This is a genomic window from Burkholderia sp. AU28863, from assembly GCF_002223195.1.
Lineage (GTDB): Bacteria > Pseudomonadota > Gammaproteobacteria > Burkholderiales > Burkholderiaceae > Burkholderia > Burkholderia sola.
This window is the reverse complement of record NZ_NKFE01000006.1, coordinates 498297-510502: the sequence shown is the minus strand read 5'-3', so window position 1 is coordinate 510502 and position 12206 is coordinate 498297. Positions and strand designations below refer to the sequence as shown.

General features: G+C 68.8%; 9 protein-coding genes. 7 read left to right on the top strand and 2 right to left on the bottom strand.

The window, feature by feature from the left end:
* Positions 1 to 90 precede the first annotated feature (90 nt).
* Positions 91 to 963 (top strand): LysR family transcriptional regulator, encoded by an 873-nt coding sequence (locus CFB81_RS28950; RefSeq protein ID WP_089437532.1) that lies wholly within the window; start codon positions 91 to 93, stop codon positions 961 to 963.
* Positions 964 to 988: 25 nt separating this feature from the next.
* Here CFB81_RS28950 and CFB81_RS28945 read toward each other — a convergent pair whose 3' ends face one another.
* Together CFB81_RS28945 and CFB81_RS28935 are read right to left on the bottom strand one after the other, a co-directional pair.
* Positions 989 to 3754 carry a LuxR C-terminal-related transcriptional regulator gene (locus tag CFB81_RS28945; RefSeq protein WP_089437423.1) on the bottom strand — a complete coding sequence of 922 codons (2766 nt, stop codon included), beginning with the start codon at positions 3752 to 3754 and terminating at the stop codon, positions 989 to 991.
* 313 nt (positions 3755 to 4067) lie between these two features.
* Complete coding sequence (locus CFB81_RS28935; RefSeq protein WP_179236091.1) at positions 4068 to 5735, bottom strand: fatty acid--CoA ligase; 1668 nt, start codon at positions 5733 to 5735, stop codon at positions 4068 to 4070.
* Between the two features lie 364 nt (positions 5736 to 6099).
* Here CFB81_RS28935 and hchA point away from each other — a divergent pair, with 364 nt between their 5' ends.
* The 6 genes from hchA (at position 6100) to CFB81_RS28905 (ending at position 12206) form a co-directional block, all read left to right on the top strand.
* On the top strand, positions 6100 to 6981 hold the full coding sequence (gene hchA, locus CFB81_RS28930; RefSeq protein WP_089437421.1) for a glyoxalase III HchA: 882 nt from the start codon (positions 6100 to 6102) through the stop codon (positions 6979 to 6981).
* A gap of 105 nt (positions 6982 to 7086) precedes the next feature.
* The gene (locus tag CFB81_RS28925) at positions 7087 to 7824 is read left to right on the top strand and encodes a response regulator (RefSeq protein WP_069617531.1); all 738 of its coding nucleotides are present in this window, start codon (positions 7087 to 7089) and stop codon (positions 7822 to 7824) included.
* Positions 7821 to 8906, top strand: a complete 1086-nt coding sequence (locus CFB81_RS28920; protein WP_089437420.1) for an ATP-binding protein — start codon at positions 7821 to 7823, stop codon at positions 8904 to 8906. Before CFB81_RS28925 ends, CFB81_RS28920 begins: the two co-directional genes overlap by 4 nt.
* 276 nt (positions 8907 to 9182) lie before the next feature.
* A complete protein-coding gene (locus CFB81_RS28915; RefSeq protein ID WP_373452662.1) occupies positions 9183 to 10448 on the top strand; it encodes a sugar ABC transporter substrate-binding protein in 1266 nt (421 codons plus the stop codon).
* A complete protein-coding gene (locus CFB81_RS28910; RefSeq protein ID WP_249190361.1) occupies positions 10432 to 11391 on the top strand; it encodes a carbohydrate ABC transporter permease in 960 nt (319 codons plus the stop codon). Before CFB81_RS28915 ends, CFB81_RS28910 begins: the two co-directional genes overlap by 17 nt.
* Positions 11379 to 12206 (top strand): carbohydrate ABC transporter permease, encoded by an 828-nt coding sequence (locus CFB81_RS28905; protein WP_089437418.1) that lies wholly within the window; start codon positions 11379 to 11381, stop codon positions 12204 to 12206. Before CFB81_RS28910 ends, CFB81_RS28905 begins: the two co-directional genes overlap by 13 nt.

The window sequence follows — 12206 nt, the reverse complement described above, 5'->3', positions numbered from 1 at the left end:
ATGTGAAGCCAGTCTATGGGCGATGCCGCGTGCGGGCACGCAGCGAATTACCGGTCGGGGAATGCAAAAATGCATCAGTCGGGACACACGATGAACTGGGACGACGCGCGCGTCTTTCTGGCGATCCATCGCGAGCGCACGCTGCGCCGCGCGGCGCAGACGCTCGGCGTCGATCAGGCGACGGTCGGGCGGCGGCTCGCGACGCTCGAGCACATGCTCGGCGCGACGCTGTTCCTGCGTTCGTCGAAAGGCTATCTGCCCACGCCGGTCGGCGAACTGGCGCTACGCGCGGCCGAGGCGATGGAGCAGCACGCGCACGAGCTGGTGCGACTGACGCAGGGCGTCGACCGGCGGCTCGCCGGCGAGGTGAAGATCACGACGACCGACGCGCTCGCGATCGAGTTCGTGATGCCGTCGATCGCGCGGCTGCACGCGAAGCATCCCGACGTCTCCGTCGCGCTGAACACGTCGACCCACATCCTGAATCTCGCGAAACGCGAAGCCGATATCGCGATCCGCACCGTGCGGCCCGAGAACCCCGATCTGGTCGCGCGCCGGCTGGCATGCTGGGACATGGGCCTGTTCGCGTCGCCCGATTATCTGCATCGGCACCGCGAGCCCGAGCGCGGCCGCGCGTTCGCGGGCCACGACCTCGTCGTCTACCAGCCGTACATCGACGCCAGCCGCGAGCCGACCCTCGCCGGCGAACCGATCGACGGCGGGCGCATCGTCACGCGCACGAACTCGAACCTGATGATGCGTGCGGCGCTGCGGGCGGGCCTCGGCGTCGGCGAGATTCCCGTTCACATGGGTGAGCGCGACGGGCTCACGCGCATCTGGCCGGACCGCGTGCGGCAGTCGCCGTACGAGGTCTGGCTCGTCACGCACCGCGACCTGCGCCACACCGCGCGCATCCGCGCGGCGATCGACGAGATCGTGGCCGCGTTCGCCGCACACCACTGACGCGGGTCGGCGCCGTCCCAGCCGGTCATTCGTCGTCGCGCCGCACTCGCGACGGATCGAGCGACAGCCCGCTACGCACCGCCTGGATGCGCGACGTCACGTTGAGCTTCTCGAAGATGTTCTTCAGGTGCCACTTGATCGTCTCCGGCGCGACACGCAGCGCGCGGGCGATTTCCTTGTTCGACAGGCCACGCGCGACGTAGTCGAGGATCTCGACTTCCCGCGCGCTGAGGTTGCCCGGCCCACCCTGCCGCGTGGCCGGCGTGGCGTTCGATGCCCGCTGCGCGTCGAACGCACGGGCCAGATCGCGCAGATACCATGCGCCGACTGCCGGAAAGCGGTCGGCGCGCTTTTGTACGCGCGCCAGCAGGCGCTCGGCCGCGGCCCCTTCGTCGACGAAGGTGCGGACGAGTCCGTTGCCCTGGCCGTATTCGAGCGCACGCGCGAACGCCGCGAGCGCCGCGCTGTCGTCGCCCGCCTGGTCGAGCGCGATCGCATGCAACACGGCGGCCTGCGCCGCGAACCAGTCGAACCCGCGCGCGGCCAGCACCGCGTGCACGATCGCCATGCACTGCGCGGCTTCGTTCGCCCGCGCATCGGCGAGCAGCAGCCTTGCCTGCGCGGATTGCGCCATCTGCCACGTCTCGACGTGGCTCGACGCTTCGTCCGGCGGCACGGGCGATACCAGCGACGCGAGCGCGCGCCCCACGCGATGGGCCTGCGTCGGCTTGCCGGCGGCGAGATGCAGCCGGATACCGGTCGCCATGCACCCGACGCGCAGCCGCAGCCATTGCCGGCTGCACGCGACGCGATCGGCTTCGTCGAGCATGTCGTGCGCGCGCGCGTCGTTTCCCGACTGGAATTGCAGCAGTGCGGCGGTCTGCATGAACCTCAGCAGCGGCCCGAGCGAACAGGCCTGCATCGCGATGTCGAAACGGTCGGCCTGCGCGTCGCGCACCTTCGCCCAGTCGTTCCATTCGTAGTAGATCGCCGACAGGTAGCCGGCCGACAGCGCCGTCGCCGCCGACAGTCGCCCCGCCGATCGCTCCGCGGCACGCAACGCCGTCTCGAACGTCTTCGACGCGTCGTGCAGCCGCCCCGCGACGAACTCGGCCAGGCCCGACATGTTCCGTCGGTACACGTTCGCGTAAAGCGGCTCGTGCCCCGACGCCGCGTGTTCCGCGCGCGCGCCGAGATCCCGCACGTCGCCGAGGCGACCCGCATAGCCGAGCCCGAAGATCAGCGTCGTCTGCCCGATCTGCTCGACCCACGAACCGGCCGGCGGGGCGGCCGCGAGCACGCGCTCGCCAAGCTGCAGCGATTCGATGCTGCGATCCGACAGCCCGGCGATCAGCGAGCGCACGGCCAGCAGTTCGGTCGCCGTGACGGCGTCGGTATCGAGCCGCCCGGCCTCGATGTCGGCTTCCAGCGCTTCCAGCGCGCGGCGCGCCTCGACCATCTGCATCGACAGCGCGAGCGCCCACGTATGCGCGATCCTCAACCGCAGGCGGCCCGTCAGCGCCGGCGCGGGCAGGCGCGACACCCAGTCGAGCACGGTACGCACGTCGCTCGACGCGATGAGCTTCATCGCGCATGCCTCGACCCAGCCGGCCGCCGCATCGAAATCGCCCGCCGCGAGCGCGTGCCTGACGGCGTCCGGCCAATGCCGCTCGGCCGCGTACCAGGCGCTCGCGCGGCGATGCAGCGTGGCCACCGCGCCGGGCTCGCGCAGCGCCAGCTCCTCACGCAGGTATTGCAGGAACAGCGCGTGATAGCGGTAGCGCCGACGGTCGCCGTCGATCGACCGGATGAACAGATTGTGCGCGCCCAGCCATTCGAGGCAGTCGAGCGCGTCGTCGCGGCCGGTCAGCGCATCGCACAGCGCCGGCGTCATCCGGTCGAGCACGGCCGTATGCAGCAGGAAGTGGCGGATCGCGTCCGGCACCCGCGTCATCACGTTCTCGTTCAGGTAGGTGGCGATGCCGGCGCGTGCGTGGCTGACCTGTTCGGCGACGCGTACCGCGTCGCTGTCGTCGTGCAGCGCCAGCGCCGCCAGTTGCAGGCCCGACACCCAGCCTTCCGTCGCCGCGCGCAGACGCTCGACGTTTTCCGCTTTGAGCGGCTTGCCGGCCACCCGCTCGAAGAACGCGCGCGTCTCCGCGTCGTCGAAGCGCAGGTCGTTCTCGTCCACCCGCACGAGTTCGTCGCGCGATTCGAAATAGCTGAGCGGCAACGCGGGTACCGAGCGGCACGCCAGCACGACGTGCAGGTTCGACGGCGCATAGCGCAGCAGGTCGAACATCGCGTCGTGAATGATCGGCGACGCGAGGCGATCGAAGTCGTCGAGCATCAGGAACAGGTCGACGCCCGCGCTGTCCAGTTCGTTGAGCAGTTCGTCGAATACGGTCTTCAGCGGAATCAGCGCGCGATCGCGCAGCAACTGCTGCGCGCGGGCGCCGACTCCGCCGGTGGCGTCGACGATCGCGGCGACCACGTAGGACGCGAAGATCGACGGGTTGTCGTCGTCCTGATCGAGACTCACCCACGCGACTTTCACGCCCGACGCCACCAGCGCATGGCGCCATTCCGCCAGCAGCGTGGTCTTGCCATATCCGGCCGGCGCGCACACGAGCGTCAGCCGGCGGTCGAGGCCGCGCCTGAGCCGGCCGAGCCGCGCGATGCGCGCCACGATTCCGCGGGTCGACGCCGGCGCCAGCTTGGTGCGCACCAGCACTTCGATCGCATCGGTGTCCGGCGCGCGGGCCGGTTGTCTGCTGTCCGTCGGCGCCATGCTGTTCCTGTTCTCCTCGCGCTGATTGCGTGTCCGCCGGCATGGCAGGCGAAGCCGGCGACCCGACCGGAGGGCCGGCCGGGTCTCGCCGCGCGTCGAAAACAGCATAGCGATTCCGCGCCGGCCCTCAAAACTAGGTGATGTCCGTACCGGCGGAGGCGGAGGCGCATGCCGCGCGTACCGGTCGACGACAAAGGACCCGCATTGTTGTCGAACCGGCGCGCGATGTTCAGCCCCCCATTCGGGGGGTGACGTCTGGCGGAGAAGATGTCTTATCCCGACCGACCGGCGTCGCAGGCGGTCGAAGCGCCGCTCAGTCGGGCTGGTAGCGCTCGCGCAACGCGCGCTTGTTGATCTTCCCGACGCTGGTCTTCTCGATCGCGTCGACGATCACCAACCGTTCCGGCACCGCATAGCGCGAGATCAGCCCGCGGTCGGCGACCTGCTTCACATGCGCTTTCAATTCCTCCGGCTCGACGCGGCCGACGTGCTCCTCGGCCAGCACGACCAGCGCGAGCGGACGCTCGCCCCAGCGCGCATCCTTCACGCCGATCACGGCCGACTCCCGCACGGCCGGATGGCGCGACAGGATGTCCTCGAGTTCGAGCGACGAAACCCATTCGCCGCCCGTCTTGATCACGTCCTTGATCCGGTCGGTGATCTGCAGCCGGCCGTCGGGATCGATCACGCCGATGTCGTTCGTATGCAGATAGCCGCCGGCCCACAGCGCCGCCGACGCCGGCGCATCGCCGAGATAGCCTTGCGTCGCCCACGGCATCCGCACGACGACCTCGCCCGCCGAGCGGCCGTCGTGCGGCACGTCGCGAAACTGCGCGTCGACGATGCGCAGGTCGACGAGCGGCAGCGGCAGCCCGGCCTTCGTCCGGCGCGCGATGTCGTCGTCGGCCGACGCACCGCCGGCCGCGCGCGGGGGATCGATCTGCGCGATCGTCATCAGCGGGCAGGTTTCCGACATCCCGTACCCCGTGTAGACCTCGATCCCGCGCGCGAGCGCCGCCCGAGCAAGCCCGTCGGACAGCGGCGAGCCACCGACGATCACCTTCCACGCCGACAGGTCGACCGCCGCGGACGCCGGGCTGTCGAGCATCATCGCGAGCAGCGTCGGCACGCAATGCGAGAACGTCACCGCTTCGCGCGCGATCAGCGCCACCAATCCGTCCGGCGAATAACGGCCCGAATAGACCTGCTTGAGCCCGAGCGCGGTCGCGATGTACGGCATGCCCCATGCGTGCACATGAAACATCGGCGTGATCGGCATGTAGACGTCGTCACGATGCACGCGGCCGCGATCGCGCGCGCCCGACAACGCCGCCATGCCCGCGAGCGTATGCAGCACGAGCTGCCGATGGGTGAACGCCACCGCCTTCGGCAGGCCGGTGGTGCCGGTCGTATAGAACGTCGTCGCGCGGGTCTGCTCGTCGAAATCGAGGAACACAAAATCGGGCGAACCGGCCGCGACGAGCGCCTCGTATTCGTCGGTGAAACCATCCGGCAAACCGGCTTCGTCGCCGTCGGCGATCAGCACGACGTGCCGCACGGTGTCGAGCCGGTCGCGCATGCCCGCCCACAACGGCAGGAAATCGCGGTGAACCAGCACGATGCGTGCGCCCGAATGGTTGAGCGTGTACAGCAGCTGATCGGTCGACAGCCGGACATTGGCCGTCATCAGCACCGCACCCATCATCGGAATCGCGTGATAGCACTCCAGGTAGCGATGGCTGTCCCAGTCGAGCACGGCGACGACGTCGCCCGCGCCGACGCCGATCGACGCCAGGCCGCTCGCGAGTTGCCCGATGCGATGCCGGAACGTCCAGTAATCGTGCCGAACCCGGTCGCCGTACACGATCTCCTGCTCGGGCCGCGTCGCCAGCGGCGCATGAAGCAACTGCTTGATCAGCAGCGGATACGCGTGGGCGGCCGCGGCCGATTCGTCCTGCGGATACGGGTATGACGAATTCATGACTGTCTCCATGGGCGACCGGTCGGGTCGTCGGGCGTGCGGCCACGATACCGCGCCGGCCGGCTTTCGCGCCCCCCCTGTCCGGGGGGAGCGGGTCCGCTTGTCGGCGCCGGCGGCGGGCCGCCCGGATACGTATCACGGCGATTCGCGCGCGATACCCACCCGTTCGGGGAGGCCCTCGCCGCGACACGCCGTCGTAGGATGCATCGCAGCGCGTATCCCTCCTGTGAGATACCCGTCCGCACGGCCAGGACATGACCGGAAAGCCGCGTCGCCGCTGCGGAATCCCCGCACCGGCTCGCGCCTGCATCTCACCGGCCACGCCCGCCCCGCCCGAACCCATTCCCCCGAGCAAGGAGCAGCCATGACTTCCGACACGACGCAGGTGGACCGCACGCCCGCACCCGACCCGGCGGAGAACAATGCGTATTTCCCGTCGCCGTATTCGTTGTCGCAATACACGTCGTCGAAGACCGACTTCGACGGCACCGATTACCCGAATCCGTACACCGGCGGCAAGTGGAAGGTCCTGATGATCGCGACCGACGAGCGCTACATCCTGATGACGAACGGCAAGATGTTCTCGACCGGCAACCATCCGGTCGAGATGCTGCTGCCGATGCACCACATGGACAAGGCCGGCTTCGAGATCGACATCGCGACGCTGTCGGGCAATCCGGCCAAGCTCGAACTCTGGGCGATGCCGAGCGATGACGAGGCCGTGCAGAGCACCTACCGGAAGTACCTGCCGAAGCTGAAGGCGCCGCTCAAGCTGTCCGACGTGCTCGACCAGCATCCCGGCGGCGATTCGCCGTATATCGCGGTGTTCATTCCCGGCGGCCACGGCGTGCTCGCCGGCATTCCGTACAGCAAGGACGTCAAGCGCACGCTGCGCTGGGCGCTCGACCACGACCGGCACATCGTCACGCTGTGTCACGGGCCCGCATGCCTGCTGTCGGCCGCCGTCGACGAAGATCCGCAGGACTATCCGTTCAAGGACTACGAGCTCTGCGTGTTTCCGGATGCGCTCGATACGGGGCCGAACCTCGACATCGGCTACATGCCTGGCCCGCTGCCGTGGCTCGTCGCGCAGAGCCTCGAAAAGCTCGGCGCGCGCGTGCTGAACAAGGACATGACCGGCCGCTGCCATCAGGACCGCAAACTGATCACGGGCGACAGCCCGCTCGCGTCGAACGGCATCGGCAAGCTCGCGGCCGCCGCGCTGCTGAAGGAAGTCGGGCACTGAGGGGCTGCGCCGCCCTGGGCGTGGCCGCCCGTCTCCATTCGACCGCCGGAACCGTACGGTAGTATGGCGATTCGATGGAACCCCGCTGAATCCGAACGAGTGGCCATGCCCGAATTTTCTTCTTCTCCCGGCGCCGGCCAAGGCGCGCAAGCGCTCGTCCTCATCGCCGAGGACGAACCCGAGATCGCCGAGATCCTGACCGCCTATTTCGCGCGCAGCGGCCTGCGCACCGTGCACGCCGCCGACGGCCGCCGTGCGCTCGAACTCCACCTGTCGCTGAAGCCCGACCTCGTGCTGCTCGACGTGCAGATGCCGCACGTCGACGGCTGGAAGGTGCTCGCCGAGGTCCGCCACCGCGGCGACACGCCCGTCATCATGCTGACCGCGCTCGACCAGGACATCGACAAGCTGACCGGGCTGCGCATCGGCGCCGACGACTACGTGGTCAAGCCGTTCAACCCTGCCGAAGTCGTCGCGCGCGCGCAAGCGGTGCTGCGCCGGTCGATGGCAGGCTCGCGCCAGGAAGAGCAGCGCGTGCTGCGCGCCGCGCCGTTCGAGATCGATCTCGAGCATCACGAAGCGACGGTCGAAGTCGACGGCGCGCGCCACACGCTCGTGCTGACGCTCACCGAATTCAAGCTGCTCGCGCAGCTCGCGCGCGCACCGCGCCGCGTGTTCAGCCGCGCCGAGCTGATGGCGACCTGCCTGCCGGAAGGCGACGCGCTGGAGCGCACGGTCGACAGCCACGTCAGCAAGCTGCGCAAGAAACTCGACGATCTCGGCGTCGCGGGCGTGCCGGCCAGCGTGCGCGGCGTCGGCTACAAACTGTGGAGCGGCGAGTGAGACTCGATGGCCTGAGCCGCCAGATCGCGCTGACGATGGGCGCGATCGCGTTCGGCATCACGGTGCTGATCGTCGTGACGGCCTATGCGTTCTACTACCTGCTGTACCAGTACTCGCCGGAGTCGTTCCAGCCGCAAAGCTGGCTCCCGAGCGGGCCGGAGTGGGTGTGGATCATCTCGACCACGCTGGTCGGCCTCTTGATCGCGGTCGTCGTCGCGATCAACCTGTCGCGCCGCATCCTCGTGCCGCTGAATTCGGTGACGGACAGCATCCGCCGCGTGGCTCGCGGCGATCTCGGCGCGCGCGCCGTCGCCGGCGACCGTTCGTTGAAGGAAGCGGCGCTGCTCGCCGACAACTTCAACGCGCTCGCGAGCGAACTGCAGCGCGTGACCGACGAGCAAACCTTCTGGAACGCGGCGATCGCGCACGAGCTGCGCACGCCCGTGACCGTGCTGCGCGGCCGGTTGCAGGGGCTCGCCGAAGGCGTGTTCACGCCGAGCGACACGCTGTACCGCAGCCTGCTCGCGCAGGTCGAAGGGCTGACGCGGCTGATCGAGGATCTGCGCGTGGTCAGCCTCGCCGACAGCGGCCACCTGAGCATCGAGATCCGCGACACCGATCTCGCCGCGGACGTGCGCGCGGTGGTCGACGTGTTCGCGCACGCGCTGCTGGCCGCCGGCCAGCATCCGGTGCTCGATCTCGACCCGCGGCGCATGCGCTGCGACCCGGTCCGCATCCGCCAGGCACTGCTCGCGCTGCTGGAAAATGCACGCCGCCACGCGGTGCCCGGCGCGATCCGGATCCAGACGCGCATCGAAGACGGCATGTGCCGGCTGCGCGTCGATGACGACGGCCCGGGCATCCCGGCCGAGTTCGCGCCGCACGTATTCCAGGCGTTCCGGCGCGTCGACGAATCGCAACCTGGCGGCACCGGCCTCGGCCTCGCCGTCGTCGCGGCGATCGCGCATGCGCATCGCGGCGAAGCGCTGTGCGTGCCGACCGGCGCGGGCGGCACGCGGTTCGAGGTGCGGTGGCCCGACGATCTCGCGCCGGCGCCCGAAGGAGAGCGCTTCCCGGCGTAACGCGCGGGCCTCGCCGCTCACGCGCGCGGTTCGCGCCCGACCTGTTCGAGCGGCGGGCTGAACCCCGGCATCTCTCCCGGATACACGGCACGGTGAGAAACAGCCCACCGCCGCCCGACCACCACATTTTGTGCATCGCACGACGAACCCTGAGCAAAAAGTATCGGTCCGCGAACTCTTTTGATGTGGTGATCGCATCGCCCGCGTCACACCATTGTTCCTGCCGTCATCGGCGGCATTCGAACAAGCAGAATCAAGGAGACACGGGTGAACAAGATGCGAATCGTCGCAGCCGGCCTGCTGCTCGGCGCCTGTCTGCCGGGCGTCGCGGCCGCGCAAACCTGCAAGGTACCAACCCTCCGCGTGCTCGCGCAGAAGAGCCTCGGCCTGTCGGTGATGGAGAAATCGCTGGCCGACTACGAGAAGAAAAGCGGCACGAAGGTCGAGATCAACTATTTCGGCGAGAACGACCGCCGCGCGAAATCGCGGCTCGACGCGTCGACCGGCGCGGGTTCCTACCAGATCTACTACGTCGACGAGGCAAACGTCGCCGAATTCGCGTCGGCCAACTGGATCGTGCCGCTCCTCAAGTACTACCCGAAGGAATACGACTACGACGACTTCCTGCCCGGCCGCCGCGCGGTCGCGAGCTACAACGGCGTCGCGTACTTCGCGCCGCTGATCGGCGGCGGCGACTTCCTGTTCTACCGCCGCGACCTGCTCGACGCCGCGCACATTCCGGTGCCGAAGACGCTCGACCAGCTCGTCGCCGCGATCAAGCAGCTCAACGCACCGCCGAAGCTGTACGGCTGGGTCGCACGCGGCCAGCGCGGCTCGGGGATGAACGTGTGGCGCTGGTCGCCGTTCATGCTCGGCATGGGCGGCACATGGACCGACAAGGGTGGCCAGCCCGCGTTCAATTCGCCGGGCGCGGTGAAGGCCACGCAGCTCTACAGCGACCTGTTCAAGTACGCGCCGCCGGGCTCGGCGACCTACGACTGGAGCAACGCGCTCGAAGCGTTCCGCTCGGGCAAGGTCGCGTTCATGATCGAATCGACGCCGTTCGCGGACTGGATGGAGGATACGAGCAAGTCGAGCGTGGCCGGCAAGGTGGGCTACACACGCCCCCCCGCACCGCTGCCGTCGGCCGCGTACGGGCACGGCTTCGCGATCTCGGCGGTCGGCGCGAAAGACGACTGCACGCGGATGGCCGCCGGCCGCTTCATCGCATGGGCGACCAGCAAGGACCAGGAACAGGCGCGGCTGCGCAACGGCGTGTTCAGCGACTACAACCGCTCGAGTACGATCGGCAGCCCGTACTTCAAGCAGCACGTCGCGCCGCAGATCCAGGCCGGGCTGAACGACACCAACCCCGTCACGCAGGTGACGATCTGGCGCACGCCGCAGTGGCCGGATATCGGCGACAACCTCGGCATCGCGCTCGAACAGGTATTCACCGGCACGCAGACGGATATCCGCGGCACGCTCGACGACGCGGACCAGTACGCGAAGGACGCGCTCGAACATGGCGCTCGCAAATGACGGCGCCGGCGGACGCGCGCTCGGCGTCCGCCCGGCCCCATCCACACCGTCGGCGCCGCACCGCCGCGCGCGCCGCGACCGCACGAGCCTGCCGTGGGTGTTCCTCGCGCCGACGCTCGCGCTGCTCGCGGTCCTGAGCCTCGTCCCGACGATCGCCGCGATCAACCTCGCGCTGCGCAACCGCGTGCTGCGCTACCCGGACAGCGAATACGTCGGCTTGCGCAACTTCGTGCGGCTCGCGTCCGACCGGCGCTTCCTGAACGCGATCGAGGTGTCGGTGCTGTGGGAAGTCGTGACGGTCGCGGGCGCGGTGCTCGTCGGGATCGCGCTCGCGGTGTTCCTGTTCGAGCGCGTGCACGGCCCCTGGCGCCGCCTCGCGTCGCTGGTGCTGATCATGCCGGTGCTGCTGCCGCGCGTGTCGGCCGCGTTCATCTGGAAGTTCATGTATGCGCCGCTCACCGGCATCCTGAGCTGGCTGCTCGGCACGCTCGGCGTCGAGCACACCGCGTTTCTCGCCGATCCGCATCTCGCGCTGTACGCGGTCGCGCTCGTCGACGTGTGGCAGTGGGGGCTGTTCTTCGCGGTCGTGATCCTGAAGCTGCTGGAGACGCTGCCGCCCGAGCCGCTCGAAGCCGCGCGGCTCGACTACGCGACGACGTGGCAGGTGCATGCGTACATCGCGCTGCCGATGCTGAAGGCGCCGCTCGTGAGCCTCGTATTCATCAAGATGGTCGAGTCGCTGCGCTCGTTCGACCTGATCTACGTGATGACCAAGGGCGGCCCCGGCATCGCGACCGAGACGCTCGATCTCTACGCGTACCAGCAGGGCATCGGCCTCGCCGGCAAGGTGTCGTATGCGTCGGGCATGGCCGTGCTGATGATGGTCGCGACCACGCTCGTGTTCACGCTCATCTGGAAGAGGGTCAACAAATGGGACGACTGATGGCCCGGCGCGGTGCCGCCAACGTTTCCACCGTCGCGATCGCCGGCGCGATCCTGCTCGTCGCCGCGTTCCCGCTGTTCTGGGCCGTGCTCAATTCACTCAAGCACCTGCTCGACATCGTCACGCCCGTGCCGCGCTTCTTCTTCACGCCGACGCTCGCGAACTACGAGCAGGTGCTGTCGAGCCCCGAGGTCCTGATCGGGCTCGGCAACAGCATCGCGATCGTCGGCGCGGCCGTGCTGATCGGCGCGGTGCTCGGCGTGCCGGCCGCGTATGCGATCGCACGCTACCCGGTGCGCGGCAAGCGCGACATCCAGTTCTTCCTGCTGTCGCTGCGCTTCCTGCCGCCCGTCGCGGTCGCGCTGCCGCTGATCGCGATCTGGGTCGATCTCGGGCTGTACGACACGAAGCTGTCGATGATCGTCACGTACCTGCTCGTCACGCTGTCGACCATCACGTGGCTGTCGATTCCCGTGTTCCGCCGGCTGCCGCGCGAGATCGAGGAAGCCGCCGCGCTCGACGGCTACGGCCCGTACGCGGTGTTCTGGCATATCGCGCTGCCGGTGTGCGCGAGCACGCTGCTCGGCGGCATCGTGTTCAGCTTCGTGCTGGTGTGGAACGAGCTGATGATCGCGCTCGCGCTGACTTCGTCGCGCAGCGCGACGCTGCCGGTGGTCGCGTCCGCGTTCACGTCGCTCGGCCAGGAAGTGCCGTGGGGCGTGATCAACGCGTCGACGGTGCTGCTCGCGCTGCCGCCGCTCGTCTTCGTCGGCATGCTGAGCCGGCTGCTCAATTCGATCGTCAAGGGAAAATAA